Origin of the sequence: Stutzerimonas sp. FeSN7 (assembly GCF_030263795.1) — a bacterium.
GTDB lineage: Bacteria > Pseudomonadota > Gammaproteobacteria > Pseudomonadales > Pseudomonadaceae > Stutzerimonas > Stutzerimonas stutzeri.
The window spans coordinates 1,473,997-1,490,653 of sequence record NZ_JARPMN010000001.1 but is presented as its reverse complement, the minus strand read 5'-3'; the positions used below and the strand labels follow the sequence as shown (position 1 = coordinate 1,490,653).

20 protein-coding genes are annotated in these 16,657 nt (G+C 62.1%); 2 read left to right on the top strand and 18 right to left on the bottom strand.

Annotated features, from left to right (window positions below):
• Positions 1-16 precede the first annotated feature (16 nt).
• The 4 genes from P5703_RS06945 to P5703_RS06930 form a co-directional block, all read right to left on the bottom strand.
• The gene (locus P5703_RS06945) at positions 17-583 is read right to left on the bottom strand and encodes a DUF1285 domain-containing protein (RefSeq protein WP_011913718.1); all 567 of its coding nucleotides are present in this window, start codon (positions 581-583) and stop codon (positions 17-19) included.
• Between the two features lie 50 nt (positions 584-633).
• Positions 634-1,245 (bottom strand): DUF4823 domain-containing protein, encoded by a 612-nt coding sequence (locus tag P5703_RS06940; RefSeq protein WP_014597078.1) that lies wholly within the window; start codon positions 1,243-1,245, stop codon positions 634-636.
• 109 nt (positions 1,246-1,354) lie between these two features.
• Positions 1,355-2,251 (bottom strand): radical SAM protein, encoded by an 897-nt coding sequence (locus tag P5703_RS06935; protein ID WP_285585940.1) that lies wholly within the window; start codon positions 2,249-2,251, stop codon positions 1,355-1,357.
• A gap of 21 nt (positions 2,252-2,272) precedes the next feature.
• Positions 2,273-2,893, bottom strand: coding sequence for a TetR/AcrR family transcriptional regulator (locus tag P5703_RS06930; RefSeq protein WP_011913721.1), 621 nt, complete (start codon positions 2,891-2,893; stop codon positions 2,273-2,275).
• A gap of 74 nt (positions 2,894-2,967) precedes the next feature.
• Here P5703_RS06930 and P5703_RS06925 point away from each other — a divergent pair, with 74 nt between their 5' ends.
• The gene (locus tag P5703_RS06925) at positions 2,968-4,101 is read left to right on the top strand and encodes an aminotransferase class V-fold PLP-dependent enzyme (RefSeq protein WP_045157633.1); all 1,134 of its coding nucleotides are present in this window, start codon (positions 2,968-2,970) and stop codon (positions 4,099-4,101) included.
• A gap of 218 nt (positions 4,102-4,319) precedes the next feature.
• Here P5703_RS06925 and P5703_RS06920 read toward each other — a convergent pair whose 3' ends face one another.
• From P5703_RS06920 to P5703_RS06855, 14 genes are all read right to left on the bottom strand, one after another.
• Positions 4,320-5,714, bottom strand: coding sequence for an amino acid permease (locus P5703_RS06920; RefSeq protein ID WP_048329513.1), 1,395 nt, complete (start codon positions 5,712-5,714; stop codon positions 4,320-4,322).
• An 80-nt stretch (positions 5,715-5,794) separates the two neighbouring features.
• The gene (locus P5703_RS06915) at positions 5,795-6,580 is read right to left on the bottom strand and encodes a TatD family hydrolase (protein WP_053527987.1); all 786 of its coding nucleotides are present in this window, start codon (positions 6,578-6,580) and stop codon (positions 5,795-5,797) included.
• A 113-nt stretch (positions 6,581-6,693) separates the two neighbouring features.
• Positions 6,694-7,050, bottom strand: a complete 357-nt coding sequence (locus P5703_RS06910) for a PilZ domain-containing protein (RefSeq protein ID WP_011913725.1) — start codon at positions 7,048-7,050, stop codon at positions 6,694-6,696.
• A 31-nt stretch (positions 7,051-7,081) separates the two neighbouring features.
• The gene (locus tag P5703_RS06905) at positions 7,082-8,068 is read right to left on the bottom strand and encodes a DNA polymerase III subunit delta' (protein ID WP_011913726.1); all 987 of its coding nucleotides are present in this window, start codon (positions 8,066-8,068) and stop codon (positions 7,082-7,084) included.
• Positions 8,061-8,693: a dTMP kinase gene (gene tmk, locus P5703_RS06900; RefSeq protein WP_011913727.1), complete on the bottom strand. Its 633-nt coding sequence runs from the start codon at positions 8,691-8,693 to the stop codon at positions 8,061-8,063. The genes P5703_RS06905 and tmk overlap by 8 nt, the downstream gene beginning before the upstream one ends.
• Positions 8,690-9,760, bottom strand: a complete 1,071-nt coding sequence (gene mltG, locus P5703_RS06895) for an endolytic transglycosylase MltG (protein ID WP_020307171.1) — start codon at positions 9,758-9,760, stop codon at positions 8,690-8,692. Before mltG ends, tmk begins: the two co-directional genes overlap by 4 nt.
• On the bottom strand, positions 9,757-10,572 hold the full coding sequence (gene pabC, locus P5703_RS06890) for an aminodeoxychorismate lyase (RefSeq protein ID WP_020307169.1): 816 nt from the start codon (positions 10,570-10,572) through the stop codon (positions 9,757-9,759). Before pabC ends, mltG begins: the two co-directional genes overlap by 4 nt.
• Before the next feature lie 2 nt (positions 10,573-10,574).
• Positions 10,575-11,819 carry a beta-ketoacyl-ACP synthase II gene (fabF, locus tag P5703_RS06885; protein WP_011913730.1) on the bottom strand — a complete coding sequence of 415 codons (1,245 nt, stop codon included), beginning with the start codon at positions 11,817-11,819 and terminating at the stop codon, positions 10,575-10,577.
• Between the two features lie 164 nt (positions 11,820-11,983).
• Positions 11,984-12,220, bottom strand: coding sequence for an acyl carrier protein (gene acpP / locus P5703_RS06880; protein WP_003283670.1), 237 nt, complete (start codon positions 12,218-12,220; stop codon positions 11,984-11,986).
• A gap of 193 nt (positions 12,221-12,413) precedes the next feature.
• The gene (fabG, locus tag P5703_RS06875; RefSeq protein WP_011913731.1) at positions 12,414-13,157 is read right to left on the bottom strand and encodes a 3-oxoacyl-ACP reductase FabG; all 744 of its coding nucleotides are present in this window, start codon (positions 13,155-13,157) and stop codon (positions 12,414-12,416) included.
• Between the two features lie 14 nt (positions 13,158-13,171).
• Positions 13,172-14,110, bottom strand: coding sequence for an ACP S-malonyltransferase (gene fabD / locus P5703_RS06870; protein ID WP_020307168.1), 939 nt, complete (start codon positions 14,108-14,110; stop codon positions 13,172-13,174).
• Positions 14,111-14,171: 61 nt separating this feature from the next.
• Complete coding sequence (plsX, locus tag P5703_RS06865; protein ID WP_013983249.1) at positions 14,172-15,242, bottom strand: phosphate acyltransferase PlsX; 1,071 nt, start codon at positions 15,240-15,242, stop codon at positions 14,172-14,174.
• Between the two features lie 3 nt (positions 15,243-15,245).
• On the bottom strand, positions 15,246-15,428 hold the full coding sequence (gene rpmF, locus P5703_RS06860) for a 50S ribosomal protein L32 (protein WP_003293518.1): 183 nt from the start codon (positions 15,426-15,428) through the stop codon (positions 15,246-15,248).
• A 12-nt stretch (positions 15,429-15,440) separates the two neighbouring features.
• On the bottom strand, positions 15,441-15,968 hold the full coding sequence (locus P5703_RS06855; protein WP_011913734.1) for a YceD family protein: 528 nt from the start codon (positions 15,966-15,968) through the stop codon (positions 15,441-15,443).
• A 104-nt stretch (positions 15,969-16,072) separates the two neighbouring features.
• Here P5703_RS06855 and P5703_RS06850 point away from each other — a divergent pair, with 104 nt between their 5' ends.
• Positions 16,073-16,651, top strand: coding sequence for a Maf family protein (locus P5703_RS06850; protein WP_011913735.1), 579 nt, complete (start codon positions 16,073-16,075; stop codon positions 16,649-16,651).
• Positions 16,652-16,657 lie beyond the last annotated feature (6 nt).

Genomic DNA, 16,657 nt, shown 5'->3' with positions numbered 1-16,657 from the left:
CCGGTATACCGCGACGCTACTCGGTACGTCCTATGGGAAAAAACACACCGCCGCTCCACACGCCGAGCCAGCTCTCGCCGTCCACATCACCCGGCACGGCCAGATCCACCAGCCGATAGAACACGTTGCGATGAACCAGCGCCTCGAGATTGGCGCGCACGTGAATGTACGGCGATGGTTCCTGAGTCTGCGGGTCGAGGCTGACGCGCAGCGGATGCTCCTGACCGGCCTCCACCACATCGTCAACATTGGTGACGAAACGCAGCAACTGCGCTTCGCCCTCCCCGCTCACGTCCAGCCGCACCGCGACGAAGGGCGCATCTTCGACCTGGATCCCGACCTTTTCCACCGGCGTAACCAGAAAGTAATCATCGCCGTCGCGTCGAATCACTGTGGAGAACAGACGAACCATCGCCGGACGTCCGATGGGCGTGCCCTGGTAAAACCAGGTACCGTCTCGTGCGATACGCATGTCGAGGTCACCGCAGAATGGCGGGTTCCACAAATGCACCGGCGGCAGCCCCTTCTTCTCGCCCGCCGAGAGCTGGGCCAGCAGGTCTCCCGCCTTGCCTGTCTCGTTCATCCCGTTCTCCTCGCTTCGCAGCTATGTCGGCTTCGATACTGCCACATCCCTCAGCGTGACAGACCCAGTAACCGACGAGCATAGTCCTGCAAAGGCGGCCGCAGGAGATGCTCGGGTCTGGCATCGTAAATGCCGAGCAGCCCGCCACGGCTGCGAATGCGCGCGGTATCGACCAGATAGTGCGTGCCGGTTTCGATCAGCATCAGTTGCACCACGCCGGAATCCACGCCAAGCCGATCCAGTGCGCGCTGCTCGTTCAGCTCGTCGAAGCTGCCGATGCGATCGTCCGCCGCTGCGTAGCGCAGATACAGAAGGTAATGGGCGCCGACCGCAGAGGCCTGCGTCATGGCTTCCTCCAGCCCGGCCGGCTCGCGAGCGCGGCGCACCAGCGGGAAGTATTCGACGAAGCCGTTGAAGGCTTCCTCCGCCACGACATTCGGCCGCGGATAGACATCACCCGGGGGTACGAAATGGCCCTGCGCGATATAGATGAAGGAATCCGGCTGCAGACGCCATGAACTGGCCCGGCGTGTCTCGCTGTGATCGAGAATACCGGCATCCCTCAGGTGGTAGCGGGTGCCCTCGGCCATGTCGCTGACTTTCATGCAGCCAGCCAGGGCAAGCAATGCCAGCAAACCTGGCACGCCTAATAGAAAACGCATGGATTTCACCCTCCAGAGGCCGGTGACGGAAAACCGGCAATCGCACCGGCAATGCAGCATCCACGCCAGATCGGCCAGCCGATGGTGCTGGTACCAGCGCGTCTGCCGCTCACAGCCGGCGCTGCCACTCCTGGCGCAAAGGGGCGGCACGGGGATCGTCGATCGCCTCGCGCAGCTGGCGCATCAGGCGCGGCTTGTCGGCTCCCAGCGTGCCTTTGAGCACCAGATAGTTGGAGGCGTGGTCGCTGCGGAACACCGTGTCACGCAACTGAAGATCACCCAGCAGCCTTTCCAGCTCAACAAGCAGGTCGGAAAGCGGTAGCGGCTCGAAGTCTTCATATCCCTGGCGAAAACGCCCATCACCCTGCGGGAAACTGACCACCAGCGTGGAAAGAAACTCGGGCTGCGCTGCGTTCATCAGGCGTGCCGAATTGCGCGCATGCTGCCGGCTCAGCGCCCGCCCGCCAAGGCCATTGAGGATCATCACCGAACGGGTGATTCCCGCCTGGCCAAGCTTGTCCAGCGCGCTCAGGGTCGACTCGTAGGTTTCGCCCTTGTTGACCCGCGCCAGCACCTCGTCGTCACCGGACTCCGCGCCAACGTAGGCCATGCCAAGCCCGGCGTCCGCCAGCTCACGCAGCTCCTGGACCGACTTCTTGCGCAAATTGCGTGGCAGGCAGTAGCTGGACACGCGCTGCACCTCCGGCAGGCACTGGCGAATCTGCTCCAGAATCTTCAGCAGCCTGCGAGTCGGCAGCACCAGCGCATCGCCATCGGCCAGAAACACCCGCTGAACGATCAGCTGCTCGCCGCAGCGGCGAATCTCTTCGAGCACTTCCACCTCATCGCGGGCGCGGAATTTCTTCTGCGGCGCGGTGTACATCTCGCAGAACGTGCAGGCGTTCCACGAACAGCCGTTGGTCACCGGCAGGATCAGTGAATGCGCTTCGCTCGGCGGCCGGAAAACCGGCTCGATATAGCGGACGGGAAACTCGCTCATGCTCATTGTGCTTCGCCTGCGCCGACGTCAATCACGCTTGCGCTTGTTGCCCATGCGCACACCGATATCCATCAGGAACTGGAAGAATCCGTCCTGATCCTCCAGCACATTGCTCCAGAACGGCGAGTGATACAGCGCGACCGCGCCGTGCACCAGAGCCCAGGCGGCGCAGTAATGGAAATACGGTGGCACGTCTTCGAGCTTGCCCTCGGCGATACGCCCCTTGATCAGCTGGGTCAGGTGTTCGAAGTTGGATGCGCGGATGCTGTGCAGCTGCTCGACCATCTCCGGGACCTGGTTGCCCTTGACCACTTTCTCCTCGAGGCGGTCGAACAGACGGTAACGCTGCGGGTCGCGCATGCGGAACTCGAAATAGGCGCGCGAAAGCGCTTCCTTGTCGCGATCAAGATCCGGGGAATGCAGCAGCTGATTCAGGTCGCGCTCGTAGTCGAGCATCAGCCGCAGGTAGATTTCGGCCTTCGACTTGAAGTGCTTGTAGATGGTGCCTTTGCCGATGCCCACCGCATCGGCAATCATCTCGACCGTGACGCTATCCTCTCCCTGGTCGAGAAAGAGCTGCAACGCGGTATCGAGGATTTCCTGTTCGCGGCGACGAAATTCGCGGACCTTACGGGGTTCATTCTGCATAGGAGGCTGCTTAGATGAGAAATCGAGGCGGTCATTATGCCTAACCGGTCATCAAATGCACGGGGCATCCACCGATGATTCACATAAATGACGAATTTCCGCAAATAGTCGGTTTGCGATATCTCAACCATGCTGCCGTCGCGCCCTGGCCTCGGCGAGCCGCCAGTGCCGTCAGTGCCTTTGCCGAGCAGAACGCCACCCTCGGCGCACGTGACTATCCGCAATGGCTTACGGTCGAGCGCAGCCTGCGCCAGCGCCTTACGCGCCTGCTCAACGCACCGACCAGCGCCGACGTGGCACTGGTCAAGAACACGTCCGAAGCACTGTCGTTTGTCGCCTTTGGCCTGGACTGGAAAAGCGGTGATCGCATCGTCATCAGCGATGAAGAATTTCCATCCAACCGTGTCGTCTGGGAGGCACTGCAGCCATTCGGCGTGGAGGTCGTTCAGGTCAGCCTTAAGGGTGCCGATCCGGAAGGCGACCTGCTGGCGGCCTGCGGGCCGCGGGTACGACTGATGGCGATCAGCGCGGTGCAGTACGCCAGCGGCCTGCGCCTGGATCTTGCACGTCTGGGCGAAGGCTGCGAGCAGCGCGGTGTGCTGCTGTGCATCGACGCGATCCAGCAGCTCGGCGCCCTGCCCTTCGATGTCCAGCAGAATCGCTGCGCTTTCGCCATGGCCGACGGCCACAAGTGGATGCTCGGCCCCGAGGGGCTCGGCGTCTTCTATTGCCGGAGCGACCTGCGCGATCAACTGAAGCTGCACGAGTACGGCTGGCACATGCTGGAACACGCCGGCGATTATGATCGCACGGACTGGGAACCGGCCCGCAGCGCACGACGCTTCGAATGCGGCAGTCCCAACCTGCTCGGGGCGATGGCGCTCGAGGCCAGTCTTTCCCTGCTGGAGGAAGTGGGCATGGAGCAGGTCGCCGCAGCCCTCGACGAACGCGTCGAATGGCTGTGTCGGGGATTAGGCGATCTGGGCGGGGTCGACATCCTGTCGCCGACAACAGCCGAGCGTCGGGCCGGCATCCTCACCTTCCGCCTGCATGGCTGGGACAATGCAGCGCTCTTCGAGCGGCTGAAGGCGGCGCAAGTCGTCTGCGCCTTGCGTGGCGGCGGCATTCGCTTCTCTCCGCATTTCTACACGCCGCAGCGCGTCATCGATGAAACCCTGGCGCTTCTGCACGAGCTGGCAAGTCACTGACGGCGATCAGCCAGCGAGACATGTATTCCAAATGCGTTTAAAAAGCGCGGAAATCCGCCAGCAGACCGCTAATGCAGCGTTAATACTTGAGTCACTGGCTAGGCAATCCCCCCACTGCCTGGCCAGATGAGGTCGCCTGGATTGCGATTTCATACTCCTAATGGTCTTGGCCCGGTTTCTCAGGAATCCGGGTTTTTTTTTGCGCGCTCGTGAGCCGATCAAGTCGACGCAGCACCGACGCGCGCCCGCAACAGGAAACACAGCCAGAGGAAGCCGACCCAGAACGGAATGGCGAACACCGACAGACGAATGCCGGGAATCCACAGCATGATCACCAGGATACCGCTGACGAAGGCCAGGCACAGGTAATTGCTGAGCGGGAACCAGAACGCCTTGAAGCTCGGTACCACACCCTGGCGCTGCATTGCCCGTCGGAATTTCAGGTGGGCCAGGCTGATCATCGCCCAATTGATCACCAGCGCGGCAACCACCAGCGACATCAATAACTCCAGCGCGCCCCGCGGCAGCAGATAGTTCACCAGCACGCAGAGCAGCGTCACCACCGCCGAGACGCCGATGGCGAGCACTGGCACACCACGGGCGTTGATCTTCATCAGACTGCGCGGCGCATCGCCCTGTTCGGCCAGGCCGTAGAGCATGCGGCTGTTGCAATACACGCCACTGTTGTAGACCGACAGCGCGGCGGTGAGCACCACGAAATTGAGCAGATGCGCGGCCGTATCGCTGCCGATCAGCGAGAAGATCTGGACGAAGGGACTGCCGCTGTAGGGATCACCCGCCGCCCCCAACGTCTGCAGCAGCGCATCCCACGGATAGAGCGCCAGCAGCACGGTCAGAGCACCGATATAGAAGATCAGGATGCGGTAGACGACCTGATTGATCGCCTTCGGTATCACCGTCTTCGGATCGGCCGCCTCTGCCGCCGTGATGCCGACCAGCTCCAGACCGCCGAAGGAAAACATGATGATCGCCAGCGCCAGCACCATGCCGCTGAAACCGTTGGGAAAGAACCCGCCGTGGCTCCAGAGATTGCTGATGCTCGCTTGCTCGCCGCCCTGCCCGCTCACCAGCAGGAACAATCCGAGCAGGATCATGCCGATGATGGCGGCAACCTTGATGATGGCGAACCAGAACTCGGTTTCACCAAACGCCTTCACGTTGCTCAGGTTGATCAGATTGATCAGCACGAAGAACGCCGCGGCAGTCGCCCAGGTGGGCACGTCCGGCCACCAGAACTGCACGTACTTACCCACCGCGGTCAGCTCTGCCATGCCCACCAGCACATAAAGTACCCAGTAATTCCAGCCGGACAGAAAGCCTGCGTAGCCTCCCCAGTACTTGTGCGCGAAATGACTGAAGGAACCGGCTACCGGTTCTTCGACGATCATTTCCCCCAGCTGACGCATGATCAGAAAGGCGATGAAGCCGCCGATGGCGTAGCCCAGGATCATGGACGGGCCGGCGCTCTTCAGCACCCCGGCGGAACCCAGGAACAAGCCGGTGCCGATCGCCCCGCCGAGGGCAATCAGCTGGATATGGCGGTTTTTCAGGCCTCGTTGCAACGGCCCGGTGTGCAGCGTCTCAGCGGTCATTACGCCACCTTGCGGATAAAGTACGAAGTGCGCAGCGCGCGGCAGATCAGGCAGGTTGCAAGCACGGAAACCGCGACCTTTCAGCCGCGAACCCGGGCAAGCGGAAAAAGCGACCTGAAGTTGGCGGTGGTCTGCTCCGCCAGCTGTTCGAAGGAAACACCCCGCAGCTGCGCCAGGAACTCGGCCACCTCGCGCACGTACTGCGGCAGATTGGCCTTGCCACGGTGGGGAATCGGTGCGAGATAGGGCGAATCGGTCTCCACCAGCAGGCGATCGGCAGGGACCTGCCGGGCGACGTCACGCAGCGCGTCGGCATTACGGAAGGTGACGATGCCCGAAAGCGAGATGTAGAAACCAAGGTCCAGAGCGGCCCTGGCCATCTCCCAATCCTCAGTGAAGCAATGCAGCACCCCGGCCTGGGGCAAGCTGGCTTCACGCAGCAGCGCCAGGGTGTCTGCGCGTGCCTCGCGGGTGTGCACGATGACCGGCTTGCCGGTCAGTCGGGCGGCCTCCAGATGCAGGCGGAACGACTGCTGCTGGAGTTCGGCCGCCTCGGGCTCGTAGTGGTAGTCCAGCCCTGTCTCGCCGATGGCAACGGCATGCGGATGCTGCAGCTCGCCCAGCAGCCAGTCCAATGCCGGCTGACTGGTCGGCTCCAGATCGAGCGGGTGTACACCGATGGAACAGTCGACATCGGCGTAACGCTCGGTCAGCGATTTGACCGCCGACGCGTTGTCGGCGCTGACCCCGATGCACAGGAAGTGTCCGACCCCTCGCGCTCGGGCAGCATCGAGCGCTGCATCGAGCGACCCGTCATGGGCGGTCAGGTCGAGTCGGTCAAGGTGACAGTGGGAATCTACCAGCATGGAGGGCGCAACTTGCTATCGCGGAAAGGGGGCGATTGTAGAGCAAATGGCGGGGAATCAGAAAAGGTAGGCGGTACAACGACGCCTGACGTACGGCACCGGGACGCCGACCCTCACATGGTATGGGTAGGACGATCGGACTTCAGCGCGCCGGCCAGATAGGTTTCGATCTTGTTGCGCGCGGTGTTGTCACCCTCGTTGAACTGCACGCCGATGCCTGCGGCACGACTGCCCTGGGCGCCCTTGGGGGTGATCCAGACCACCTTGCCAGCCACCGGAATCTTCTCCGGCTCGTCCATCAGGTTCAGCAGCATGAACACTTCGTCGCCGAGCTTGTAGCTCTTGTTGGTCGGAATGAACAACCCACCATTCTTGATGAAGGGCATGAACGCGGCATAGAGCACCGACTTGTCCTTGATGGTCAGGGACAGGATGCCGTTACGCGGACCAAGATTTGCTGGCAGGCTCATGCGGTGTTCCTAACGAAAGTTCCGGTCGATTCTAGCCCGCGCCGGGCAGCGTTGCCCACTGCACCAGCAGCGCTTCGAGAAGCAACACACGGTTGAGGTTGGCTTTGCCCAGCACTTTCTGCCGATGCTCGAGCAACCAGTCCTGCAGGGCGATCACTTTTTGCTGCGAGGATTTCTGCGCGAGATACTGCAGCACCTTCTGCATATCGGCAGCGCCCAGCTCGGCTTCATCGCCGGCCATCTGGTAACGCAGGATCAGATGCGCCCATTCGCAGAACCAGTCGAAGAGCAGGATCAGTGGTAACGCGTTCCAGCCCTCGGCGAGCTGACTGGCCGATTGCTGTTGCTTGAGCAGTTTCTTCACCCCGTCGACCACCTGGGCGCGCAACTCCAGCACCTTCTGCTCGTGCAACTTCAGCGCCGCCAGCGGCGACCCGGCGGCGAGCGTCAGCAACTGTTCGCGAAGCTCCGGGCCAAGCTCGGGTAGGCGCGCGGCGAGCCAGTCGAGGCTTTGCTGGCGGCCTGGCAACGGGCAGGCCTGTTGGACGCAGCGGCTCTTGATCGTCGGCAGCAGACGGCTGGGCTGATGACTGATCAACAGCAGCACCGTGTCACCGGACGGTTCCTCCAGGCTTTTCAGCAAAGCATTGGCCGCATTCAGGTTCATTGCCTCGGCGGGCTCCAGGAGGATCACCTTGCGCCCACCCAGCTGCGCCGTCTGGGTAACGAAACCGACCAGATCGCGGACCTGATCGACCCGGATGGCCTTGTCGACTTCCTCGGGCTCGAGGACGTAGTGATCCGGATGGGTCTGTGCGGCAAGCAGCTGGCAGGCCTTGCATTCGCCGCAGGCGCGGGCCTCGACCGGACGCTGGCAGAGCAGCAGCGCCATCAGCTGCTCAGCCAGCAGCCGTTTGCCGATGCCGGCGGGCCCATGCAGCAGGTAGGCATGCGCATGCTGCGCGCGCCCCGCCAGCTGCCGCCAGAGATCGACCTGCCAGGGAAGCACGTCAGTCATCGAGACGCACCAACAGCTCAGGGATCAGCGCCTCGACATCGCACTGAACCGCATTGAGCGCTTGGCCCGCATCGATCACCCGATAGCGCGAAGGTGCCGCTTCCGCGCGCTGAAGATAGGCGCTGCGCACCGCTTCGAAGAAGCGCATGCCTTCCTGCTCGAAACGATCCAGACGTCCTCGCGCAGCGGCTCGGGCCAACCCCACGTCCACCGGAAGATCGAAGATCAGCGTCAGATCAGGGCGCAGATCGCCCTGCACGAAGGTCTCCAGCTGAGCGATCCGCTCGAGCGACAGCCCGCGACCGCCACCCTGATAGGCATAGGTGGCATCAGTGAAGCGATCGCACAACACCACCGCCCCTCGTGCCAGCGCAGGACGGATGACCTGCGCCAAGTGTTGCGCACGCGCGGCGAACACCAGCAACAGCTCGGTATCCACTGCCATCGGCTCGTCCGCCGGCGTCAGCAACAGTTCACGAATGCGCTCGGCCAGTGGCGTGCCCCCGGGCTCTCGGGTCAGCACCACATCCAGCCCCCGTGCCCGCAGGCGTTCGGCGAGGTACTCGCGATTGGTACTCTTGCCAGCGCCTTCGGGGCCTTCGAGGGTGACGAAGAGTCCTTTCATTGAGCGTTCTCGCTATTGACCGGGGCCTGCCGGGGCGGCGGACTGGAGCGGTAGTCGGCGCGGCGCTTGAGCTGATACTCGCGCACCGCACGGTTATGTTGCTCGAGGGTGTCGCTGAAGACGTGGCTGCCATCGCCCCGGGCGACGAAATACAGGCTGGAGCCGTCGACCGGGTTCAGCGCGGCGCGAATCGCCTCGCGTCCGACCATGGCGATCGGCGTCGGCGGCAGCCCTGCGTTGGTATAGGTGTTGTATGGGGTTGGCGTGCGCAGGTCGGTGCGGGTGATACGTCCCTTGTAGGCTTCACCCATTCCATAGATCACCGTCGGGTCTGTCTGCAGAAGCATGCCACGCGCCAGTCGACGGACGAAGACGCCGGAGATCTCGCCCCGCTCCTCCGGCACTCCCGTTTCCTTCTCGATGATCGAGGCCATGATCAGGGCCTGATAGGCATCCTTGTATGGCAACCCTTGCGCACGTTGCTGCCATTCTTCCTCGAGCACCTGCTCAAGGCGCGTGAAGGCACGGCGCAGCAGGTCCAGGTCGGACGTTCCGCGGGTAAATCGGTAGGTATCGGGAAAGAAGCGCCCTTCCGGATGCAGCTCCGGCGCACCGAGCTTCGCCATGATGTCAGCATCGGACAGGCCATCCAGCGTCTGTTCCAGCTTGGTCTGGTTCTGCAACGCGCTGCGCAGCTGGCGGAAGTTCCATCCTTCAACCAGGGTCAGGCTGTACTGCACGACTTCGCCCCGCTGCCAGAGCCCGATCATGTCCCGCGCGGTCATGCCCGGCGCGAGACGATACTCACCGCTGTGCAAGCTCTGCCCGGACAGGTTCAGGCGCCAGTAGAGGCGCAGCCAGAATGCGTCATCCAGCACGCCCTCCGCTTCCAGCCGTTGAAACACACCGCTGGGCGTATCGCCGGGCCTCACCTCGAGCAGAAGAGCCTCATCGGTGACAGCCAAGGGCTGTTCCAGCGCAGCATGCTGTTTCCAGGCGAACAGCCCGAGCGCAATCGCTGCCAACACGAACAGCGTCAGCAGCAAGGCAAGAAGTTTACGGATCACGAATCACTCAACAGGTCGGCAACAACGGTCTGCAGTTTACGGGTCAGCGGACCGACCGACCAGACGCGCTCGGCCAAACCTGTTACCGGCCAGATGCCGTAGAGGCTATTGCAGACAAAAACCTCATCGGCCTGCAGCAGTTCCGAGTAGCTGATATCGCACTCGTTGACTGGCAGCGCAAGGCCGGCGGCACGCGCCATGATCTCGGCGCGCATTACGCCGGAGACACCACAGCGAGAAAGCGAGGCCGTTCGCAAGTGGCCCTCGGTAATCAGGAACAGGTTGCTGAAGACGCCCTCGATCACGCGCCCGGACATATCCCGCATCAGCCCTTCGGCAAAAGCCGGATCCTGCCACTCGGCACGCGCCAGCACTTGCTCGAGACGATTCAGATGCTTGATCCCCGCAAGCCGCGGTTGCTCGGCCAGCCGTGTGTCACAAGGGAAGAGCCGAATGCCGCATTCGGCATGCTGCGCTGGGTAGGCCGGAAGCGGCGAGCCGAGCAGCAGACGCTGCGGCCGACACGGCTGTGGCAGTGCATAGCCGCGTTGGCCGGTGCCACGGGTGACGATCAGCTTGGCGACGCCCTGGCCGAGCGCCTGGCAGAACTGCAGCAGCTCAGTGCGCAACTCATCGATGTCGAGGGGAATGGCGAGGCGCTGCGCGCCTTCGGCCAGGCGCTGGACATGCCGCTCCAGCAGACGCGCCCGGCCGCCCGTCACGCGGATCGTTTCGAACAACCCGTCGCCATAGGCCAGTCCGCGATCGTGAACGGGCAGTCCATCGGCGGGCTGCCCGTTCAACCAGCTCAACGTCACTCGGCGAACCGGCGGAACACCAGCGAACCGTTGGTTCCGCCGAACCCGAACGAGTTGGAGACGACCACATCGATCGGCCGCGGCTTGGCCTGGTTCGGCACGAAGTCCAGGTCACAGCCCTCGTCCGGCTCCTCCAGGTTGATGGTCGGCGGCGCCACCTGGTCCTGAATGGCCAGTACGCTGAAGATCGCTTCCACGGCACCGGCTGCACCGAGCAGGTGACCGACCATCGATTTGGTCGAGCTCACCGACAGCTCGTAGGCGTGGTCACCGAACACACTGCGAATGGCCGCCGCCTCGGCCTTGTCGCCGGCTGGCGTCGAGGTACCGTGGGCATTGATGTACTGCACCTGTTCGACGTTCAGCTGAGCGTCGTTCAGCGCATTGCGGATGCAACGGGCAGCACCGGCGCCGTCATCGGGCGGCGAGGTCATGTGAAACGCGTCGGCGCTCATGCCGAAGCCGATCAACTCGGCATAGATGCGGGCGCCACGCGCCTTGGCATGCTCGAGCTCCTCGAGCACCAGCGCACCGGCACCATCGGACAGCACAAATCCGTCGCGCCCCTTGTCCCAGGGACGGCTCGCGGCGGCCGGGTCATCGTTGCGAGTGGACAACGCACGCGCCGCGGCGAAGCCACCGATACCGAGCCCGCAGGCAGCCATCTCGGAACCACCGGCAACCATCACGTCGGCTTCACCGTAGGCAATGTTGCGTGCCGCCATGCCGATGCAATGGGTGCCCGTGGTACAGGCGGTGGCGATCGCATAGTTGGGGCCTTGCAAACCCAGGTGAATCGACAGGAAACCGGACACCATATTGATGATGGAGCCAGGCACGAAGAACGGCGAAATGCGCCGCGGTCCTTGCTCGATCAGCGCCTTGCAGCTGTTCTCGATATTGGTCAGGCCGCCGATGCCGGAGCCCATCGCTACGCCGATGCGCTCACGATTGGCGTCAGTGATCTCCAGGCCCGAGTCACGCACGGCCTGGAAGCTGGCAGCGAGGCCGTATTGAATGAAGAGGTCGAGCTTGCGAGCTTCCTTCGCGGGCAGATACTGCTCGACATCGAAACCTTTGATCGACCCGCCAAAACGAGTGGAGTAGGCAGAAAGATCCATGTGCTCGATCAGGCCGATGCCACTGCGACCAGCAAGAATACCCTGCCAGCTGCTTGGCACATCGTTACCCAGAGGCGAAAGCATGCCCATCCCGGTGACTACGACGCGTCTACGCGACACAGCGATTACTCCTATACCTAAACGTACTTGGCTCAGTCCTGCCGCGACAGGAACGGTTCGAGCGCAAGGCAAGCGCCCGCAGCCTCGATAAAATCCCTCTCAAAGAAAAGCCGCACTACCCGATCAAGGCAGTGCGGCTTTCTTGATTCCGAGCGGATTACAACTTACTGCGCGTGCGCGTTGATGTAATCGATGGCTTCCTGAACGGTGGTGATCTTCTCAGCCTGCTCGTCCGGGATCTCGGTCTCGAATTCCTCTTCCAGAGCCATCACCAGCTCAACGGTGTCAAGAGAGTCGGCACCCAGGTCTTCGACGAAGGAAGCGCTGTTGGTTACTTCCTCTTCTTTAACGCCAAGTTGCTCGGCAACGATTTTCTTGACGCGTTCTTCGATGGTGCTCATACCTTGTTTTCACTCCTATGGAAAAATCAGGCAGCTGGTCTGCGCGGTAGTGTATAGAAAGCGTTTTCCGCATTTCAAGTTGGAAGCAGGCAAGCATGGCCTGCCCTTCAACCATCTGTCTATAAACCAGCTGCAGTTTTATAGCTAATTTAAAGACAGCCGTTTGACTGTCCTCCTGCGTTTGGCGTCACACTCAGCTCATGTACATGCCGCCGTTCACCGGCACGGTTGCACCAGTGACATAGGCAGCACCGTCCGATGCAAGAAACGCGACGACCTTGGCAATTTCTTCGGCCTGACCGAGACGTCCCAGGGGAATCTGCCCCAGGAGCGCATCACGCTGGGCTTCCGGCAACTCGCGAGTCATGTCGGTATCGATGAAACCAGGCGCCACGGAGTTCACCGTGATACCACGCGAACCGACCTCACGAGCCAATGCACGGCTGAAACCCTCCAGACCGGCCTTGGCTGCGGCGTAGTTTACCTGCCCGGCGTTACCCATGGCACCAACCACCGAACCGATATTGATGATCCGCCCCCAACGCGCCTTGGTCATGCCACGCAGCACGGCCTTGGAAAGGCGATACAGACTGTTCAGATTGGTATTGATGACGTCATACCATTCATCATCTTTCATACGCAGCATCAGGTTATCGCGTGTGATCCCGGCATTGTTGACCAGGATCGCCGGCTGCCCGAGATGCTGCTGAATGTGCTCCAGGGTGCTGCTGACGGATTCGTCGTTACCGACGTCGAGCACCAGACCGGCACCTTCGATGCCGTTGTTCTTCAGCGTTTCGGCGATACGCTCAGCACCAGACGATGTGGTTGCAGTGCCGATCACGATTGCGCCCTGACGACCCAGCTCAAGGGCAATGGCCTGGCCGATCCCGCGGCTCGCGCCAGTTACCAGCGCCACCTTACCTTGCAGATTCATAGCATTCTCCTTGTTCAAGCCAATGCGTCACGAGTCGCGGCAAAGGCTTCGGGGGTATCGAGATTGTAGGTGTTGACGCCCTTGACGCAGCGCTTGTTGAGACCGGACAGAACCTTGCCGGGGCCGCACTCGACCAGCGAAGTCACTCCGCGGTCACCCAGGGCCACCATGGATTCGACCCAGCGCACCGGGCTGTACAGCTGCGCAAGCAGATCGCGCTTGAGCGTATCCAGATCGGCCACCACGGCCGCGCTGACGTTCTGCACCAGCGGAATCTGCGGCGCCTGCCAGGCGATTGCCTCGACCGACGCAGCGAAGCGCTCGGCCGCGGGGCGCATGAGATCACAATGCGACGGTACGCTGACCGGCAGTGCCATTGCGCGCTTGGCCCCCTTGGCCTTGCACGCCTCGATGGCACGCTCCACGGCCGCAGCACTACCAGCGATCACTACCTGACCCGGCGCGTTGAAGTTGACCGCACTGACCACCTCACCCTGTGCGGCTTCGGCGCATGCGGCCAATACATCGGCGTCTTCGAGGCCAAGGATCGCTGCCATACCGCCCTGGCCGGCCGGCACCGCCTGCTGCATCAGCTGCCCGCGCAGCTCGACCAGCTTGACTGCATCGGCGAACGGCAGGCTACCGGCAGCTACCAGCGCCGAATACTCGCCAAGGCTATGCCCGGCAACGAAGGCAGGTCGCGGACCACCCTCTGCCTGCCACAGGCGCCAGAGCGCGACAGAGGCTGCAAGAATAGCCGGCTGGGTCTTGTCGGTCTGATTGAGCTGCTCTTCCGGCCCCTGCTGAGTCAGCGCCCAGAGGTCATAACCCAGCGCAGCGGACGCTTCGGCGAAGGTGTCGATGATGACGTGCTGCTGAGCACCAAGCTCGGCCAGCATGCCGAGCGATTGCGAACCCTGACCGGGAAAGACGAAAGCGAGTGATGCGGACATGAAACGGCTCTCTTATGGTTCTGTTCGTCTGAAGAACACGCCCATGCAGGCGTACCGAATTTCAGTTGGATGGCCAGCCATCTCGAGCGGTCACATCATCCGTCCCACCGGATGACCCATCGACTCTGAAAAACTGCCCGAGACGGTCTCGTAGCTGCGCGGGAAGATCATGCTCGACATCCTGCGCTGCGCGGCGAATGGCCGCCTTGAATCCATCAGCGCCAGCACTGCCGTGACTCTTGACCACGATTCCCTGCAGCCCTAGAAAACTAGCACCGTTGTACTGCGCCGGATTGAGCTCCGCGCGCAATCGACGCAACAGCGGCAACGCAACAGCACCAACGATACGTGCTGCAATCGAGCGCCTGAACAGCGCCTCGACCTTGGCGACCAGCATGCCAGCCAGACCCTCGCTGGATTTGAGCAAGATGTTACCGACGAAACCATCGCATACCACGACGTCTGCTTCGCCGCGATACAGCCCATCGCCCTCGATGAAACCACGATAGTTGAGGCCAGCCGCCTGCTGCAGCAACGCAGCCGCGAGCTTGACCTGCTGATTGCCCTTGATTTCTTCGGTGCCGACATTCAACAGCGCGACCCGAGGCTGCTGCCTGCCCAGGGATTCCGCCGCCACGGCCCCCATCACCGCGAACTGATAGAGCTGCTCGGCCGGACAGTCGACATTTGCACCGAGGTCCAGCAACAGGCACGGAGCACCCCGCGTCGGAAGTGCGGTCACCATGGCCGGACGGTCGATACCTGGAAGGGTTTTCAGCACTTGGCGCGCCAACGCCATCAACGCGCCGGTATTGCCGGCACTCACGCAGGCTTGCGCACCACCGTCACGCACCTGCTCGAGCGCTACACGCATCGAGGAACGTGGCTTGCCGCGCAAGGCCTGAGCGGGCCGCTCGTCCATCGTGACCATTTCGGGCGCATCGACGATTTTCAGGCGCGCACGATCGACACCGGGATGCTTGGCGACCAGCTGTTCGAGTAGAGAGGATTGGCCGACGAGGACCAGATGCAGCGAGGGGTTTTCAGCCAGGCAGGAAAGGCTGGCCGGAACAATGCAGTGGGGACCGAAGTCCCCACCCATTGCGTCGATCGCGATGACCGGAGCGGACAAGGATTACTCGTCAGCGCCCTTGTCGATCACCTTGCGACCACGGTAGAAACCGTCCGGGGAAACGTGGTGACGCAGGTGAACTTCACCGGTGCTCTTTTCCACGGACAGAGCGTTCGGCTCGAGCGCGTCGTGCGAACGACGCATGTCACGGGCGGAACGGGATTTTTTGTTCTGCTGAACAGCCATTTGGATCAACTCCTAAACGTTTGGGTCACGCTTTAACTGCGCCAGTACGCTGAACGGGTTGGACCGCGTTACCTCGTCCTCACTCGGCTCAGGCTCATCTGGCCCAACCGGCGGCTGGCAAATTTCAGGGTCATGGAGTGGAACAATCGGCAGAGCAAGCAACAGCTCGTCTTCGACCAGCGCCAGCAGATCCAGAGGATCCTCTCCCACTTCCAGCACGTCGTAGCCCTTAGGCAGGTGCAGGCTGCTCGCGCCTTCATTCACAACGGCATAATCGCACTCGCTGTGAATTGGCAGAACAACCGGCTCCAGACAACGCTGGCAGATCATCTTGACCTCAACGTCGAGCTGACTGTGGATAACCACAGTACGCTGCTCGTCGCGCCCGAAGGCAAAACTGGCGCGCACCACACCCTGATCATCTTCGAGAGGATCGGTGAGCCGCTTGAGCTGCGACAACTGCAGCGCACCCTCAAGAGTGGCCGCTCGGTCTGCGAGCTTGCGCGGATCTACGTGCGGAGGTATCGGTCCTTTCAACATAAGCGCGGCATTCTAGGGACGTGCCTGTCACCTGTCAAAGGAATTCCGCCCAGCTTCACGACGCAGCGCATACAATGCCAGCCGCTATATATAAAGGAGGAAACATGCGCCCCCTGCTTCTCGCATCTAGCTCTCGTTATCGCCGGGAACTGCTGTCCCGCCTGCAACTGCCCTTCACCAGCTGCGCACCGGACATCGACGAATCTCCGTTACCAGACGAGACAGCCGAGCAATTGGTGCGCCGACTTGCCGAGCACAAGGCCAGAGCACTGGCCGAGCACTACCCCGGCCATCTCATCATTGGCTCCGATCAGGCTGCGGTATTGGGCAGGGACATTCTCGGCAAACCGCACACATTCGAACGCGCGAAGCTGCAATTACAGGCCGCCAGTGGCAGCAAGGTAACCTTTCTCACCGGACTGGCATTGCTCAACAGCGAAACCGGAACCATCCAGACCGACTGCGTGCCTTTTACCGTGCACTTCCGGACGCTCGACGAGGCACGCATCGAACGCTACCTGAAAGCAGAACAACCCTTCGACTGCGCCGGCAGCTTCAAGGCCGAAGGACTGGGCATCAGCCTTTTCCGCTCGACCGAAGGCGAGGACGTCACCAGCCTGGTGGGACTGCCGCTGATTCGCCTGGTAGACATGCTACTGAACGAAGGCATCGACATTCCCTGACGACGC

Excerpts from the sequence above, each read along its gene's own strand:
- P5703_RS06945 (WP_011913718.1), bottom strand. The coding sequence starts at position 583 with ATGAACGAGACAGGCAAGGCGGGAGACCTGCTGGCCCAGCTCTCGGCG.
- P5703_RS06940 (WP_014597078.1), bottom strand. The coding sequence starts at position 1,245 with ATGCGTTTTCTATTAGGCGTGCCAGGTTTGCTGGCATTGCTTGCCCTG.
- P5703_RS06935 (WP_285585940.1), bottom strand. The coding sequence starts at position 2,251 with ATGAGCATGAGCGAGTTTCCCGTCCGCTATATCGAGCCGGTTTTCCGG.
- P5703_RS06930 (WP_011913721.1), bottom strand. The coding sequence starts at position 2,893 with ATGCAGAATGAACCCCGTAAGGTCCGCGAATTTCGTCGCCGCGAACAG.
- P5703_RS06925 (WP_045157633.1), top strand. The coding sequence starts at position 2,968 with ATGATTCACATAAATGACGAATTTCCGCAAATAGTCGGTTTGCGATAT.
- P5703_RS06920 (WP_048329513.1), bottom strand. The coding sequence starts at position 5,714 with ATGACCGCTGAGACGCTGCACACCGGGCCGTTGCAACGAGGCCTGAAA.
- P5703_RS06915 (WP_053527987.1), bottom strand. The coding sequence starts at position 6,580 with ATGCTGGTAGATTCCCACTGTCACCTTGACCGACTCGACCTGACCGCC.
- P5703_RS06910 (WP_011913725.1), bottom strand. The coding sequence starts at position 7,050 with ATGAGCCTGCCAGCAAATCTTGGTCCGCGTAACGGCATCCTGTCCCTG.
- P5703_RS06905 (WP_011913726.1), bottom strand. The coding sequence starts at position 8,068 with ATGACTGACGTGCTTCCCTGGCAGGTCGATCTCTGGCGGCAGCTGGCG.
- tmk (WP_011913727.1), bottom strand. The coding sequence starts at position 8,693 with ATGAAAGGACTCTTCGTCACCCTCGAAGGCCCCGAAGGCGCTGGCAAG.
- acpP (WP_003283670.1), bottom strand. The coding sequence starts at position 12,220 with ATGAGCACCATCGAAGAACGCGTCAAGAAAATCGTTGCCGAGCAACTT.
- fabG (WP_011913731.1), bottom strand. The coding sequence starts at position 13,157 with ATGAATCTGCAAGGTAAGGTGGCGCTGGTAACTGGCGCGAGCCGCGGG.
- fabD (WP_020307168.1), bottom strand. The coding sequence starts at position 14,110 with ATGTCCGCATCACTCGCTTTCGTCTTTCCCGGTCAGGGTTCGCAATCG.
- rpmF (WP_003293518.1), bottom strand. The coding sequence starts at position 15,428 with ATGGCTGTTCAGCAGAACAAAAAATCCCGTTCCGCCCGTGACATGCGT.
- P5703_RS06855 (WP_011913734.1), bottom strand. The coding sequence starts at position 15,968 with ATGTTGAAAGGACCGATACCTCCGCACGTAGATCCGCGCAAGCTCGCA.
- P5703_RS06850 (WP_011913735.1), top strand. The coding sequence starts at position 16,073 with ATGCGCCCCCTGCTTCTCGCATCTAGCTCTCGTTATCGCCGGGAACTG.